Source organism: Streptomyces sp. NPDC048504 (assembly GCF_043200035.1).
GTDB lineage: Bacteria > Actinomycetota > Actinomycetes > Streptomycetales > Streptomycetaceae > Streptomyces.
The window spans coordinates 158,007-173,285 of the sequence record NZ_JBICXA010000017.1 but is presented as its reverse complement, the minus strand read 5'-3'; the positions used below and the strand labels follow the sequence as shown (position 1 = coordinate 173,285).

16 protein-coding genes are annotated in these 15,279 nt (G+C 69.4%); 15 read left to right on the top strand and 1 reads right to left on the bottom strand.

Going from position 1 to position 15,279, the window contains the following annotated elements; all coding sequences use genetic code 11:
• Positions 1–32 precede the first annotated feature (32 nt).
• The 9 genes from ACGFY9_RS35930 to ACGFY9_RS35890 all read left to right on the top strand — a co-directional run bounded on the left by ACGFY9_RS35930 (position 33) and on the right by ACGFY9_RS35890 (position 9,827).
• Entirely contained in the window at positions 33–1,058 is a 1,026-nt protein-coding gene (locus ACGFY9_RS35930; protein ID WP_393761263.1) for a LacI family DNA-binding transcriptional regulator, read from the top strand.
• 104 nt (positions 1,059–1,162) lie between these two features.
• On the top strand, positions 1,163–2,392 hold the full coding sequence (locus tag ACGFY9_RS35925; protein ID WP_393761261.1) for an extracellular solute-binding protein: 1,230 nt from the start codon (positions 1,163–1,165) through the stop codon (positions 2,390–2,392).
• On the top strand, positions 2,385–3,365 hold the full coding sequence (locus tag ACGFY9_RS35920) for a carbohydrate ABC transporter permease (protein ID WP_393761259.1): 981 nt from the start codon (positions 2,385–2,387) through the stop codon (positions 3,363–3,365). The genes ACGFY9_RS35925 and ACGFY9_RS35920 overlap by 8 nt, the downstream gene beginning before the upstream one ends.
• A gap of 7 nt (positions 3,366–3,372) precedes the next feature.
• On the top strand, positions 3,373–4,239 hold the full coding sequence (locus ACGFY9_RS35915; protein ID WP_393761257.1) for a carbohydrate ABC transporter permease: 867 nt from the start codon (positions 3,373–3,375) through the stop codon (positions 4,237–4,239).
• Positions 4,236–5,069 carry a ThuA domain-containing protein gene (locus ACGFY9_RS35910; protein WP_393761255.1) on the top strand — a complete coding sequence of 278 codons (834 nt, stop codon included), beginning with the start codon at positions 4,236–4,238 and terminating at the stop codon, positions 5,067–5,069. Before ACGFY9_RS35915 ends, ACGFY9_RS35910 begins: the two co-directional genes overlap by 4 nt.
• Positions 5,066–6,208 carry a Gfo/Idh/MocA family protein gene (locus ACGFY9_RS35905; RefSeq protein ID WP_393761253.1) on the top strand — a complete coding sequence of 381 codons (1,143 nt, stop codon included), beginning with the start codon at positions 5,066–5,068 and terminating at the stop codon, positions 6,206–6,208. Before ACGFY9_RS35910 ends, ACGFY9_RS35905 begins: the two co-directional genes overlap by 4 nt.
• 77 nt (positions 6,209–6,285) lie before the next feature.
• Complete coding sequence (locus ACGFY9_RS35900) at positions 6,286–7,431, top strand: Gfo/Idh/MocA family protein (protein WP_393761465.1); 1,146 nt, start codon at positions 6,286–6,288, stop codon at positions 7,429–7,431.
• Positions 7,432–7,788: 357 nt separating this feature from the next.
• Positions 7,789–8,223, top strand: a complete 435-nt coding sequence (locus ACGFY9_RS35895; protein ID WP_393761251.1) for a DUF485 domain-containing protein — start codon at positions 7,789–7,791, stop codon at positions 8,221–8,223.
• Complete coding sequence (locus tag ACGFY9_RS35890; RefSeq protein WP_393761249.1) at positions 8,220–9,827, top strand: cation acetate symporter; 1,608 nt, start codon at positions 8,220–8,222, stop codon at positions 9,825–9,827. Before ACGFY9_RS35895 ends, ACGFY9_RS35890 begins: the two co-directional genes overlap by 4 nt.
• Positions 9,828–9,928: 101 nt before the next feature.
• Here the strand turns inward: ACGFY9_RS35890 and ACGFY9_RS35885 are convergent, their stop codons facing one another.
• A complete protein-coding gene (locus tag ACGFY9_RS35885; RefSeq protein WP_393761247.1) occupies positions 9,929–10,921 on the bottom strand; it encodes a helix-turn-helix domain-containing protein in 993 nt (330 codons plus the stop codon).
• 161 nt (positions 10,922–11,082) lie between these two features.
• Between ACGFY9_RS35885 and ACGFY9_RS35880 the strand changes: the two genes are divergently transcribed.
• From ACGFY9_RS35880 to ACGFY9_RS35855, 6 genes are all read left to right on the top strand, one after another.
• Positions 11,083–11,517, top strand: a complete 435-nt coding sequence (locus ACGFY9_RS35880; protein ID WP_393761245.1) for an ester cyclase — start codon at positions 11,083–11,085, stop codon at positions 11,515–11,517.
• A 167-nt stretch (positions 11,518–11,684) separates the two neighbouring features.
• Positions 11,685–12,461: an SDR family NAD(P)-dependent oxidoreductase gene (locus ACGFY9_RS35875; protein ID WP_393761243.1), complete on the top strand. Its 777-nt coding sequence runs from the start codon at positions 11,685–11,687 to the stop codon at positions 12,459–12,461.
• Between the two features lie 145 nt (positions 12,462–12,606).
• A complete protein-coding gene (locus tag ACGFY9_RS35870) occupies positions 12,607–13,065 on the top strand; it encodes a cupin domain-containing protein (RefSeq protein WP_393761241.1) in 459 nt (152 codons plus the stop codon).
• Between the two features lie 67 nt (positions 13,066–13,132).
• Positions 13,133–13,945 carry an alpha/beta fold hydrolase gene (locus ACGFY9_RS35865; RefSeq protein WP_393761239.1) on the top strand — a complete coding sequence of 271 codons (813 nt, stop codon included), beginning with the start codon at positions 13,133–13,135 and terminating at the stop codon, positions 13,943–13,945.
• A 43-nt stretch (positions 13,946–13,988) separates the two neighbouring features.
• On the top strand, positions 13,989–14,735 hold the full coding sequence (locus ACGFY9_RS35860; protein ID WP_393761237.1) for an MBL fold metallo-hydrolase: 747 nt from the start codon (positions 13,989–13,991) through the stop codon (positions 14,733–14,735).
• A gap of 3 nt (positions 14,736–14,738) precedes the next feature.
• Positions 14,739–15,110 (top strand): putative quinol monooxygenase, encoded by a 372-nt coding sequence (locus ACGFY9_RS35855; protein ID WP_393761235.1) that lies wholly within the window; start codon positions 14,739–14,741, stop codon positions 15,108–15,110.
• Positions 15,111–15,279 lie beyond the last annotated feature (169 nt).

Below are 15,279 nucleotides of genomic sequence, written 5' to 3'. Positions count from 1 at the left end.
TCGACACCGAGGGAACCGAGGGAGGTGCTCGCATGGTGACAAGCCGGGACGTGGCCCGGTTGGCGGGCGTCTCCCAGAGCACGGTCTCCTATGTCATGAGCGGGCGCCGCTCGATATCCCCCGAGACCCGGCGTCGGGTCGAGGAGGCGATCGAGACGTTGGGGTTCCAACCCAACGCGGGTGCGCGGGCGTTGGCGAGTCAACGCAGCCAAGTCATCGGTCTGGTCGTGCCGTTCGCGCCGGGGGCCGACATGACCGGGGTGCTGCCGTTCATCGAGACGATCACCAAGTGCGCCCGGGAAGAGGACCACAACGTCATCCTGGCCACCGAGGACGAGGGCGCCGAGGGCCTCACCCGGCTCAGCGACCAGTCCCTGTGCGACGCGATCGTGCTGATGGAGGTCGGGGCGAAGGATCCGCGCATCCCCGTGGCGGCCGGCCTGAGCGTGCCCGTCATCCTGATCGGCGTGCCGGACGACCCCGAGGGGCTGTACTGCGTCGACCTGGACTACACCCTGGCCGGACGCATGGCGGTGGACGAGCTGGCCGCCTCCGCGCACGACCGCGTCGTCCTGCTCGGGTACCCGCGTGACGTGATGGCGCGCGACGTCAACTTCGTCCGACGCTTCCTGCGGGGAGCCGAGGACGCGGCCGCCGCACACGGCATCGCCTACGCCGAGTTCAGCCCGCCGGACACCAGCCGCGTCGGTGCCGAGGCCGCCCTGGACGAGGCACTCGCGGAACAGGGGCCCGGCGGCGGCAGGTTGGGTCTTGTCGTCCCCGATCCCCAGTTGATCCAGCCGACGTTGCAGAGCCTGCTGGACCGCGGTCTTGTCCCCGGACGCGACCTGTCCGTCATCGGACTGTGCACGGACCGGACGGCCGAGACCTCCACTCCCCCCGTCACGAACGTCTCGCTGGAACCCAGGGACGTTTCGCGCCGCGCGATGAGGATCCTGTTCCGGCTGCTCAACCGCGAGAGCGTGCCCACCCCTTCGACCGTTGAACTGGTGACCCCACGTCTGACCCTGCGTCAGACAAGCCTGCCTGCCCGCTGATCCCCACTGTTCGTGTCAAGGGGGATGACGCGTCACCGCTGTCGATACGCATCGACACCCCGCGCGGTCCGCCCGAGACAGCGCCGACCGAGGAGAGAACGAACATGGCTCAACGACGAGCGATCCTCAGCAGAACGACACTGACGGTGGCCCTCGCGCTGCTGGCGCCGCTCAGCCTGAGCGGCTGTGGTTCGAGTACCGGATCGTCCGGCGGCGCCGACACCCTGCGGGTGATGGACTACTACGCCGATCAGCCCGACAAGGGGATCTACGCGAAGGTCCTGGACGCGTGCGGACAGCAGAACGGCGTCAAGATCAAGCGGGAGGCGGTGGCCGGGCCGTCCCTGATACCCAAGGTGCTGCAACAGGCCTCGTCGCGGACTCTGCCCGACGTCCTGATGCTCGACAACCCCGACCTGCAGCAGATCGCCGCCAGCGGTGCCCTCGCCCCGCTCGGCGACTTCGGCCTGAAGGCGGACGGATACGCCAAGGGTGTGGTGGACGCCTCGACCTACCAGGGCAAGCTCTACGGCCTGCAGCCGGTGACCAACACGCTCGGCCTGTTCTACAACAAGGACATGCTCGACAAGGCCGGGGTCAAGCCGCCGACCACCTGGGCCGAGCTCAAGTCGGCCGCCAAGAAGCTCACTTCGGGCAAGAGGTACGGCATCGCCTTCGCCGCACCGGCCACCTACGAGGGGACCTGGCAGTTCCTGCCCTTCATGTGGTCCAACGGCGGCGACGAGAAGGACATAGCAACTCCCCAGGCCGCACAGGCACTTCAGCTCTGGGTGGACCTGGTCAAGGACGGTTCGGCGTCGAAGTCGGTGGTCAGCTGGGCCCAGGCCGACGCCGACGACCAGTTCGCGGCGGGCAACGCGGCCATGATGGTCAACGGCCCCTGGCAGTTCCCGGTCCTCGACAAGAAGACGAGCCTGCACTACGACGTCGTCCAGATCCCCGTGCCGAAGGCCGGCGGAACTCCCGTCGTCCCGCTGGGTGGTGAGACCTGGACCGTTCCGCAGACCGGCAACGCGCAGCGCCAGGACAAGGCGGCCAAGGTCGTCGCGTGCCTCAACTCAGACAAGAACCAGCTGTCGTTGGCCCAGCAGCGCCAGACCGTGCCGACGAAGACCGCGCTGATGGACAAGTTCGCCACCGAGCAGCCCCGGATGAAGGCGTTCACCGACCAGGTGCGCAACGCCCGTGCCCGCACTGGTGAGTTGGGCAAGGACTGGCCGAAGGCCGCCACCAAGATCTACACCGCGATACAGACGGCGCTCACCCAGGGGGCGACTCCGGCGAAGGCACTGAAGCAGGCCCAGGATGGCTGACGTACTGCGCCGCGCGGTGCGGGCCAAGGAGCGTACGGTGCCGGCCACGGACAGCGCCCCGGCGGGCCGGAGGCTCGGGATGCTGGGCAAACGCGGCCGGCGGGGTCAGTCCCACCTGCTGTTCCTGCTGCCCGCCGTGGCCTACATGGTGGCCTTCTTCGGCTACCCGGTCGTGAAGAACGTCGTCATGGGCTTCCAGCACTACACGACGACCACCTTCTACACCGGCGAGGCGCCCTGGGCCGGCTTCGCCAACTACCGGGCGGTCATCTCGTCCTCCGTCTTCGACAAGGCACTGCTCAACACGGTCCTGTTCACGGTGGGTTCGATCGCGGGGCAGTTCCTCACCGGTCTGGCGATCGCCCTGTTCTTCCGCCGCAGGTTCCCGCTGAACGGTGTCATGCGCTCCCTGCTGTTGCTGCCGTGGCTGGTGCCGCTGATCGTCTCCAGCGCGGTGTGGCGGTGGATCCTCGACCAGGACAACGGCGTGCTCAACCGGTTCCTCGGCGCCCTGCACCTCGTACAGGACCGTCCCGGCTGGCTGACCAGCACCTCGCTGGCGCTGTTCGCGGTGATCGTGGTCAACATCTGGATCGGGATCCCGTTCAATGTCGCGATCCTCTACGGCGGGCTGCAGGACATCCCCGAGGAGTTGTACGAGGCGGCGGCCCTGGACGGCGCGACGGGCTGGCGGGCGTTCCGGCACGTGACCTGGCCCCTGCTGCGTCCCGTGGTCAGCGTGGTGCTCGTCCTCGGCGTCGTCTACACGGTCAAGGTGCTCGACGTCATCCTCGGGCTCACCAACGGCGGACCGGCGAACGCGACGCAGACCATCGCCAGTCAGTCCTACCAACTCTCCTTCCAGCAGTTCGACTTCGGGCAGGGTGCCGCGCTCGGCAACATCCTCATCGTCATCTCCCTGGTCTTCGCCGTCCTCTACCTGCGCGCGAACCGTCGCGCCGTCGAGCAGTGAGGCCGTCATGTCATCGATCACGCACGCCTCTGTCCAACCGGCCACGCACACACCCGTCCACCGGCGGCGCTCCCGGCGGCCCTGGGGATACACCGCGATCGGCGCGCTGATCCTGGCCATGATGCTGTTCCCGGTCTACTGGATGGTCAACGTCTCCCTCCAGCCGGCCAACACCGCGGTGAGCACGCCGTGGTTCCCGACGCATCTGAACTTCGACGGCTACGCCACCGCGCTGAGCCAGCAGGGGCCAAATCTCCTGACCAGCCTGGTCGTTGCGGTGGGGAGCGTCGTGTTCAGCCTGATCATCGCGAGCCCGGCCGCGTACGCGCTCGCGCACGTCAACGCGCGCTGGGTCGGCCCCGTGCTGTTCGGGATCCTGATCAGCCAGATGGTCCCCGGGATCGTCGTGGCCAACGCCCTCTACAGCGCGTACAACGACCTCGGACTGCTCAACTCGGTCCCCGGCCTGATCCTGGCCGACTCCACCGCCGGCATCCCCTTCGCGATCCTGATCCTGCGGGCCTTCATGGGCAACATCCCCGCATCGGTGATCGAGGCGGCCCGCGTGGACGGAGCGGGCAGGGTCCGGGCGTTCGTGTCGATCGTCCTGCCGATGAGCAGGAACGCCCTCATCACGGCTGGGCTGTTCACGTTCCTGTTCACCTGGAGCGACTTCCTCTTCGCGCTGACCCTGACGACGACCGAGGACGTCCGCCCCGTCACCCTCGGCCTCTACCAGTACCTCGGCTCCCACGTCAGCGACTGGAACGCGGTGATGGCCACCGCGACCCTCGCCTCGGTCCCGGCTCTCGTGCTGCTCCTGGTGGCTCAGCGCTACATCGCCACCGGCGTGACCGGCGGAGCCGTCAAATGACCCGCCCTCAGGGCGACTTCGGAGAAAGGCAGAACACCCCTGTGACCACGTCTTCCGCACCGCCCCCGGCCCCGATCCGCGTGACCGTGTGGGGGGAGAACCGCCACGAGAAGATCGAGGAGCACGTGGCCAAGATCTACCCTCAGGGCATGCACAGCACGATCGCCGAGGGCATCAAGGAGAACCTCGGCGACGCCTGCGTCATACGTACCGCGACACTGGACGACCCCGAACACGGCCTGACCGAAGGGGTGTTGGCGTCGACCGATGTCCTCACCTGGTGGGGACACGCCGCCCACGCCGAGGTGTCCGACGAGGTCGTGGAACGGGTGCACCGGCACGTGCTGTCGGGCATGGGCCTCGTGGTGCTGCACTCCGGGCACTGGTCGAAGATCTTCGTCAAGCTCATGGGTACCAGCTGCACCCTGCGCTGGCGCAACGAGCACGACCGCGAGCTGGTGTGGACGGTGAACCCAACGCACCCGATCGCCAAGGGAGTTCCGCATCCCCTCGTCGTCGAGGAGGACGAGATGTACGGGGAGTTCTTCGACATCCCCGTCCCGGACGAACTGGTCTTCGTCAGCTCCTTCACGGGCGGCGAGGTGATCCGCAGCGGCTGTACCTTCCGTCGCGGTCACGGCCGGATCTTCTACTTCAGCCCCGGCGACCAGGACTACCCCGTCTACCACAACAAGGACATCCGCCGGGTGATCGCCAACGGCGTGCAATGGGCGCGCACGGACCGGCCCGAGCGCGCCCACCCGGTGCTGCTGCGCTACGACACCGACGACTTCTTCAACGGTGTGGACTATTCGGGGCCGCTTCGATGACCCACCGGACCATCCCCTGCGGGCCCGACAACCCCCTGCGCGTGCTGGTGGTCGGTGCCGGCTCCATGGGACAGCAGTGGCTGGCCACCGTCACCGCCGCACCCGAGGCCGAACTCGCCGGCATCGTCGACCTCGACCTGGACGCGGCCCGGCGGTCGGCGGCCGGCCTGGGCCGGCCGGACCTCCCGGTCGGCCCCGACGCGGTCGCCCTCGCGGCCGACACCGGCGCCCAAGCGATCATCAACGTGACGGTTCCGGTGGCCCACCACCCCGTCACCACCGCCGCGTTGTTCGCCGGCCTGCCCGTCCTCGGCGAGAAACCGATCGCCGACACCCTGGCCCACGCCCTGTCGCTGGCCGCCGCGTCCGAGGTGAGCGGCGAGCTGTTCATGGTGAGCCAGTCACGGCGCTGGAATCCCCAACTCTTCGCCCTGCGCGGGATGTTGGAGGAACTCGGTGCGCTCGGCACGCTGACGACCGAGTTCTTCAAGGCTCCGCACATGGGCGGTTTCCGCGAGGAGATGGCGTACCCGCTGCTGATCGACATGGCCATCCACGCCTTCGACTCGGCCCGTTTCCTGCTCGGCGCGGACCCGGTCACCGCCTACTGCCAGGCGTACAACCCGCCGTGGAGCTGGTACGACGGCGACGCCGCGGCGAGCGCCGTCTTCGAGATGGAGGGCGGAACACGCTATGCGTACAACGGCAGTTGGTGCAGTCCGGGCGCCGAGACCTCGTGGAACGGCACCTGGCGGGCGAGCGGCGAGAAGGGCTCGGCGCTGTGGGACGGCGACACCGAGCCCGTGCTCGCCGCCGACGTACAACCCGCCGAGCGGCCCCGCTCGCCGTACTCCGACATCGCCGGAGCGCTGCGGGTGTTCGTCGAGTCGCTGCGGACCGGCGGTGTGCCCATGGGCGAGGTGCACGAGAACACCATGAGCCTGGCGATGGTCGAGGCCGCGGTCGAGTCGGCCCGCACCGGGCAGCGCGTACTCGTGGACGACGTGCTCGACCGGGCATACGCGGCGGCCCTGAGCGACGAGAAACGCCCCGCCGTACGTGCTGCCCTTGCCAGTTGGCCGTCGGTCCGCGGCGCCCTCGCCCCGCACGAGACACCACCCGCCGCCGCGTCCGCCTGACGCCCTACCGATACGGAGACCAAGTGCCCCGCCCTTCACCCGACCTCGTCTCCGGCCGCCCCCGCCTCGGGGTGGCGATGATCGGCCACTCGTTCATGGGAGCCGTGCACTCCCAGGCCTGGCGCACCGCGCCCCGCGTGTTCGACCTGCCCTTCGACGTCGACATGACCGTCGTCTGCGGCCGTGACCCGAAGGGCGCGGCGCGGGCCGCCGAGCGGCTGGGGTGGGGCGACTGGGCGGCCGACTGGCAGGAGGTGGTACGACGCGACGACGTGGACGTCGTCGACATCTGCACGCCCGGCGACTCCCACGCCGACATCGCCATCGCCGCCCTGGCCGCCGGCAAACACGTGCTGTGCGAGAAACCCCTCGCCAACACGGTCGAGGAGGCCGAGCGGATGGCCGCCGCAGCGCGGGTCGCCGCCGAGGCCGGCGTCCGGTCGATGGTCGGCTTCAACAACCGGCGCGTGCCCGCCCTGGCACACGCCGCCCGGCTGATCGCCGAAGGACGGATCGGCGAGGTGCGGCACGTCAGGGCCCAGTACCTCCAGGACTGGATCGTCGACCCCGAGTTCCCGCTGGTGTGGCGGCTGCGCAAGGAACGGGCCGGTTCCGGCGCGCTCGGAGACCTCGGCTCGCACGTCATCGACCTGCTCCAGCACCTGACCGGCGAGCGGCTCACCGGGGTGTCGGCGACGCAGGCCACGTTCGTCACCGAGCGCCCCTTGCCGACGGAATCCAGCGGGCTCTCGGCGCGGGCGGGGGAACAGCGCGGCCCGGTGACCGTCGACGACGCGACCGCGTTCACCGGCCGACTGCAAGGAGGCGCACTCGTCGTGGTCGAAGCGACGCGCTTCGCCACGGGACGCAAGAACGCGCTGCGGATCGAGGTGAACGGCTCACGCGGGTCGGTCGCCTTCGACTTCGAGTCGATGAACGAGCTTCTGCTCCACGACGCCACCGACCCGGAGACGGAGGCGGGATTCCGCCGGATCCTGGTCACCGAGCCCGGGCACCCCTACCTGGGTTCCTGGTGGCCGCCCGGTCACGGCCTGGGCTACGAGCACGCGTTCGTCCACCAGGTCCACGACTTCCTGACCGCGGTGGCGGGCGACGGGAGCGATCCGTGCCCGTCGTTCGCCGACGGCCTGCAGGTCCAGTACGTCATGCGGGCCGTCGAACGCAGCGCCGCGGACTCCTCCCGCTGGACGGGCATCGGCTGACCACACGTCACCTCTCGGCGCCTTCAGGGGCTTTCTCCGTATCCGCCGTCGAGGCAGCCGGAGCAGCCGCCGGGGACCGTTGACCGCGTCGTCACCGGCGAGGCAACCAGCACCCCCACGCGCCCGCCCGGTCGGTTCGACGCGTCCAGGGCCCACAAGGCACTCCCGTGGTACTCCGCCACACGCCTCACATTCACAACATCCGAGGTCAGAGGGTTGCAGTGCTCTTCACCAGGGAGTTCACCGGAAGTCCTGCGCGCGGTCCGGCACCCGCATAGCGTGCGATGACCCGGACCATTCCCCGCCTTCTCGCGGTCCGCACCTCTTGGGGCCCACGACCCACTAGGAGATCTTGGAATGTCTTCCGACAGCTCCGAGTTACACCCGCTCCAGTACCGGCCCGGACGGCACGCCTCCCCCGCCACGCCCACGTGGGCGTCGGCCCCGCAGAGCGGCCGCCGGCCGACGGCCCTGCCCCGTTCGGCGGCCGGACCGCACCGCGATCTGCGTCTCCTGCGCCGGGCCTGCCGCTGGCAGCGGCGCGTCGCCGCGTTCGCGGCGCTCGGCTACTTCGCCGTCTTCCTCACGCTCACCGTCGAATTCCCCTCGGTGATGGCCCGTCCCGCCCCGGGCGGCTTGCCCACCGGACTGTTCCTGGCCCTGGTGCAACTCCCTGTCACCTGGCTGGCCGTGGTCTTCTACGAGGGGATCGCGCGTCGGTACGTCGACCCCCTCGCCCGCCGGGTGCGCCGTCAGACCCGTCACGCCCGCGACGGGGAGGTGCGGCCGTGACGGACTTCAAGGGCGCCGCGCAGTCCTGGTCGCTCGTGGCGTTCTTCAGTGTCGTGACCCTCACGCTGCTGCTGTGCGTGGTCACCGGTCCCGACCGTGACGACCTGGACGAGTTCTACACCGGCTACCGGTTGCTGTCGCCCCTGCGCAACGGCCTGGCCATCGCCGGTGACTACATCTCCGCGGCCACCGTCCTCACGGTCGGCGGCATCATCGCGCTGTGCGGCTACGACGGTGTCGTACTGGCCCTGAGCACCCTCCTCTCGCTGCTGCTCCTGATGTTCGTGCTGGCGGAACCCCTGCATCACACCGGCCGGTTCACGATGGGCGACGCGCTGGCCCGTCGTATGCCCGGCCGTGCGGTGCGGATCACCGCGTGCGCGGTCACCCTCGCGGCACTGGTGCCCATGATGGTCGTACAACTCGCCGGCGTGGGGCAGCTGTTGGCGTTCGTCCTCGGCTTCTCCGACAGCACGATGCGCACCGGCTGCGTCGTCGGGGCCGGAGCGCTGATGATCACGTACGCGGCCATCGGGGGCATGCGCGGCACCGCCCTGATCCAGATCCTCAAGACGGTGATCCTCCTCGGCTCCGGGCTCGTCGTCGCCGCGCTCATCCTGCACACCTTCGGCTGGAGCCCGCAGACCCTGTTCCAGTCCGCCGCACAGAACAGCGGGGCCGGTCCGAACTACCTGCGCTACGGGCTGCAGTTCGCGGGCGGACAGCATCCCGCCCTCGACATGGTGAGCACCCAGTGCGCCATCGTGCTGGGCGGCGCCTGCCTGCCGCACGTCACCATGCGCATGTACACCGCCGGCAGCACCCGTCAGGTGCGACGCGCGATGTCCTGGGCGGTCTCGGCGGTCGCCCTGTTCATGGCGGTCATCACCGTCGTCGCCGTCGGCGCCACCGCGCTCATCGGCGGCAAGACGATCGCCGCCGCGGACCCACGCGGCAACACCGCCTATCTGCTCGGGGCGCGCGCCGCGTTCGGAACGGACCTCTCCCGCGCGGAGAGCCTGCTGTTCACCACGGTCACCACGGCCATCTTCCTGACCCTGCTGGCATCCGTGGCCAGCATGACGCTGGCCTGCGCCAACTCCCTGGCCCACGACGTCCTCGCCCGCTCGAACACACCGCCCCTGCGCGAGATGGCGCTGGCGCGCCTGGCCGCGTTGGCCGTGGGGATCCCGGTGATCGTGCTGGCGGTGCTCGCCCAGCACCGAAGTCTCCAGCCACTGGCCATCGTCTCCTTCTGCCTGGGCGCCTCCGCCATCGCCCCCGCACTCGTCCTCGGCCTCTTCTGGCGGCGCTACACCCGCGCCGGTCTGCTGTGCACGCTCATCGGCGGCACCCTCAGCGTCCTCATCCTGATGACCGGCACCAACCTCGTCTCCGGCTCCCCCCAATCCGCCTTCCCCGAGGCCGACTTCAACTGGTTCCCCTTCACGACCACTGCCCTCGTCTCCGTCCCGGCCGGCTTCCTCTTCGGAGTCCTCGGCACCCTCCTGTCCGGCCGAAAGGCCACCGCACGCGAACGCCACCGCTACGAGGCGATCGAACCCGTGCTGCTGGCCGGGCCGTCGCAGCCCAGAAGCGGATGACCGTGCGCCGCCGACCGGGCCGGGGTCCGCACGCAATCGCGGGGAACGGGCACAGACCGGCGAGCCGGTCAGGACTGCTGACGGCAGGCGCCCCGTGCGGGTCAGTTCCGCGCCGCCGTGGTCGAGCGGGCGTAGTCGGTCGGCGTCCGGCCGTAGTGCTTCTTGAAGGCCCGGATGAAGTGGCTGCTGTCCGCGAACTGCCAGTGGGCGGCGAGTTCCGAGACGCTCAGCCGGCCTGAGGGCGGCGCGCTGAGAGCGAGTCGGGCTTCTTCCAGGCGCCGTTGGCGGATGTAGGCGGTCACCGATTCCCCCGCCGCGGCGAACGCCCGTTGCAGGCTGCGTACGGAGACGTTGAGTTCGCGGGCCAGCATCGCGCCGGAGAGATCGGGGTCGGTCAGGTGGTTGTCCGCGAGGTCCTTCGCGGCCTGGGCCAGCGCCAGGGCCAGGTGGGGTTCCGCGTCGTCGACGCGGCGCCTGGCGACCGCCTTGGCCAGTTCGATGAGCGTGCTGTGCGCGGCCTGCACTCCGGCCGGGCCGAGGTCGGCGGCCGTCTCGTAGATCATGTTCGAGTGGGCCACCAGTAGGCGCACCTCGGCGGAGTCCGCCGGCCCGCTGACGCTCTGCCGCTCGCCGAGCAGTGGTCTGAGGGTGGCGGCGGGCAGGACGAGAACCTTCGCCCTCGTGTCGGGCACCGTCTCGAAGTGCAGGGGCTTTCCGATGTGACGGATGAGGAACTGCCCTGCCGGCACGGTCTGTTCGTCGCGGGCGAGCGGGGCACCCACGGACCAGGAGCCACTCCGCACGACGTACATCCGCACCTGGTCCTCGACCCCGTTGAGGGGCCCCTCGGTCCGGATGGCCGACGCGCCGTGGAGATCGGTGACAGCCACGTCGCCCACCTTGGTGGCGCGGCTCCTGACCCGGAAGTCACGCGTCGTGGCCGGACTGAACGTCGGCAACGGGAAGCCGTCGCCGATCTCCGTCTCCCAGCCGTCGCGGAAGGCGTCGAACGCTCCCGGCCCGGCATCCGAAGGGCCGGAATCCCCGGAGAGCGCCGGGACCGAACCGTCGGCCTCCACTCCAGTGCGGTCCATCTGCGGTCGTCCCCAGCCTTCGTCGCTCCGGCGTCATCTGGCGCGGATGTTCTGCCGGGATGGCGCTCTGGTTCAAGCCTGTGCTGCAGCGATCTTCCTAGGCTTCCTTGGCAGAGACAACCCCCGGCCCGAACCGGGCAGTTACGCAGAAGGAGGTTCTCGTGAGCCGACGGAATACCGCCGACGTGGTGATCATCACGGCCGCCGACAGCCTCGCACAGAAAGGAGATGGCGTGATGGGACAGGAATCCCACCCGAAGCCCGACCAGGCACCCGACGAGCGATCTCACACGGCCCGTATGCGGTACTTCGTCGAGCAGGTTCAGGAGATGGGACGGCTCGACCTGATCGACGAGCTCGTCCATCCCGAATTCCGGAATCACACCGTCGAGCCGGGGCAGCGCCACGACCGCGAGGGGATGCGCGCGACCATGCCAGCTCTGCACGCGGCGTTCTCCGGCCTGCGGGTCCAGGTCCTGCACAGCGTCGGGGACGGAGATCTCGTGGCCACGCACAAGCCGTCCCGCGGGACTCACACCGGCACTGCCACCGGGACGGCCGGCTCTTCGAGCACTGGGCCGTCGCCGACGCGGTGAGTCTGCTGCGCCAGACCGGCGCCCTGCCGTAACCACTCCGGGTGCGGGTCGGCGTCCCGCTCTCCGGTAACCCCGTTGATTTCAGGGCCTGTTCGCAGACGCTCGCACTCCCCCTCCCTGCAGATCCCTTCGACACATTTCGACACATGAGGAGGTGACGTTCTCCCATGACTGAGAACACATTCACCGGCAAGGTCGTCATCGTCACCGGCGGCGGATCGGGCATCGGCGCGGCCACCGCTCACCGCTTCGCCGCCGAGGGCGCCACGGTGGTGATCATCGGCCGCACGCAGGCCAAGTTGGACGAAGTGGCGTCCGAGGCGCCGCCCGGCGCGGCTCTGATCGCCCGGGCCGGTGACGTCTCCGACGAGGAGGGCATCACGGACCTGGTGAACGCCGTGGCCCACGACCACGGCCGGTTGGACACGTTGGTCAACAACGCCGCGACCGTCGAGCCGTTGGGCACCGTGACCGACATCGACGCGGCGGGCTGGCGACGCGTCATGTCCACCGACCTCGACGGAGTCTTCTACACCTCCAGGGCCGCGCTCCCCCATCTGCGCGCGGTGGGCGGAAGCATCGTCAACGTCGGTTCGGCGTCCGGGCTCGGCGGTGACTGGGGCCTGGCCGCCTACGACGCCGCCAAGGGCGCGGTGACCAACCTGACCAACGCGATGGCGCTCGACCACGGCGCGGAAGGCGTGCGCGTCAACGCCGTCCACCCGAGCATGATCTCCACCGACATGACCGCGGGATTCCTGCAGAGCGACGCCATCGTCGCCGCCGCGCTCAACCGCGTACCGATGCGACGTTTCGGCGAGCCTGCCGAGGCGGCCTCCGTCATCACGTTTCTGGCCGGTCCGGCGGCGAGTTACGTGAACGGGGCCCATATCCGCGTCGACGGCGGTCTCGGCGCGTCGAACGGCAATCCTCACATCGCCTGACACCGCGACACGCCCCGCACGCTGCGGCACTACCCGAACGGCAACCCTCATCATGAGAGTTAACTTGCATAAAGGGATCGACTCACCTACATTGATGAGAGTCAACCCCAACGAACACAGTCCACTCTCTCAAACGGAGGCTCAGATGACAGACGTCTCAGTGGTCGGTCCCGACGCCGGTGAGTCGATCCAGCTCGGCCCGACCCGGATGCGGATCCTCGAAGACGGCACGACGACCAATCACCGCCTCGGCATCGGGGAGATCACGCTCGCGCCGCACACCGACGGTCCGCCGCAGCACCGGCACGCCCGCCACGACGAGGGCTTCTACGTCGTGTCCGGCGCGGCCCGGTTCACCGTCGGCGAGACCGTGCACGACGCGCCCGCCGGAACGCTGGTCATGATCCCGCCCGGCGCCCCGCACACCTTCGCCAACCCGACCGACGGCACAACGGTCCTGCTCAACACATTCACCCCGGACCTGTACGTCAACTACTTCCGCGACCTGCGCGACATGATCGCCGCCGACCGACCTCTGACGCCCGAGGGGACGATCGAGGCGATGAGCCGCTACGCCACCGAACCGTCCACCGACTTCGCCTGAACACCCCCACCCATAACCCGTTGACGCGTCAGCCCACGCAACACCCGAACCAATCAAGGAGAAGCCCATGGCAACCACCACTCAATACACCGTCAGCCTCGCCGGAGTCGGCCCGGTCGAGGTGTCCGTGGCCGGATACGGGGACGGGGACGGGCAGCCGTTCCTGCTGCTGCACGGCGGGGCCGGCCCGCAGTCGGTGACGGGGTTCGCCGAGGAGTTCGCCGCAGCTCACGACGTGCGCGTGCTGGTCCCGACCCACCCCGGTTTCGGCGGCACCGATCGCCCCGAGGGACTGACCACCATCTCCGGCCTGGCCAGGCTCTACGGCGCGCTGCTGGAGCAACTGGCGCTGACCGACGTCACCGTCATCGGCAACTCGATCGGCGGCTGGATCACCGCGGAGATCGCGCTGCTGAAGTCGCCGCGCGTCAGCGGCATCGTCCTGATCGACCCGGTCGGGATCGAGGTGCCCGGCCATCCGGTGGCCGACTTCTTCTCCCTGACCATGGATCAGGTCTTCGGGCTCACCTTCCACAACCCGGAGCCGTTCCGCATCGACCCCGCGACCCTGCCCCCGGCGGCGCAGGCGATCGCCGCGGGCAACCGGACCGCTATCGCCGTCTACGCGGGCTCCGCCATGGCCGACCCCACTCTCGCCGGGCGCCTCGGGTCCCTGGAGATCCCCACCCTCGTGCTCTGGGGCGAGAGCGACGGGATCGTCGACGTCGACTACGGACGCGCCTACGCCGCCGCGATCCCCCTGGCCCAGTTCCAACTGCTCCCCGAGACCGGCCACTCCCCGCAGCTGGAGACTCCCGACCAGGTCATCCACGCGATCTGGGACAGCGCCCACACGGACTTCACCGCCTTCACCCGCTGAACCCCCGACCACCCATCACTCCTGGCCCCCCGGAGAACCGACCATGCCCAAGACCGCGGTCACCCGCATCACGCACAGCTGCCACCTCATAGCAATCGGTGGCCGCACCTTCCTGACCGACCCCTGGTTCAGCACCCGCCCCGGGTACTACCAGGGCGAGCCGATCGCCATCGGCATCCCCGACCTGCCCCGGCTCGACGGTGTACTGATCAGCCACGAGCACTACGACCACTGCGACTTGGAGGCCTTCGCCGCCTACCGCGACCGCTCGGTCCCGCTGTTCGTCGCCGAGACCGTCGTCGAGGCGGCACGCAAGCACGGCTTCACGAATGTCACAGCCCTCGCGCCTTGGCAGGAGGCCGAGGTCGGCGGCGTCACCATCACCGCCACGCCCGCCAAGCACGGCGTCTACGAGGTCACCTTCGTCCTGCGCGCCGGCACCGACGCGGTGTACTTCGCCGGGGACACCATGCTCATCCCCGAACTCGCCGAGATCCCCAAGCGGTTGGGGCACATCTCACTCGCCCTGCTCCCCACCAACGGCCTGCACATCCGGCCGGCCGGCAACGCGCAGGTCGTCATGAACGCCGACGAGGCGGCCGAACTGACCGCCCTCCTGAAGCCCGAAGTGGCCGTCCCGCACCACTACGCCTTCACCAAAGGGTTCCTGGGCGACCGGCTCATCACCCACAGCGACAAGAACCCGCTGCGCTACCAGGACGCCTCCCGCGGCCTGGCTCCCGAGACCAGCGTCCGCATCGTCGAACCCGGCATCAGGATCGAGCTCTGACCCATGCCCGACACCGACAACTTCCTTGCCGCGAGCCTGAGTCACGGCAACCTCCAGGTCGACACCGACGACCCGGACCCGCGCCCCATGATCGCCGTCCTGGACGCCAGGCCCGGCCAGGAAGACGCCTTCCGCGCGAAGATCGTCGAACTCGTCCGCGAGGTACGCCGCGAATCCGGCTGCGTCACCTTCACCGCCTACGAGGCACGCGACGTCCCCGGCCGCTTCTACCTCTACGAGGTCTACACCGACGCCGCCGCGTTCGCCGCCCACCTCCGCACCGAGCATGTCCACCGCTTCATCTCCGCCATCCCCACGCTCAGCACCGGCGGCCCGAGCAGCCTCGTCCAGCTCGATGAAATCCCCATCGCATAACCGCAGTTGATCCACACGCCTTCCTGGCATCGCACCGCCACGTCAGGAACCGGCGAAAACACACAGGATCCGGCGCAGGCAACGCGCCCACCGCCACCGCATCATCCCGACGAAGGACGAGCGAGCGCCGACCGGCCCGTTTCCCCGCGCCGCCTTCCGGCCCCTTCCG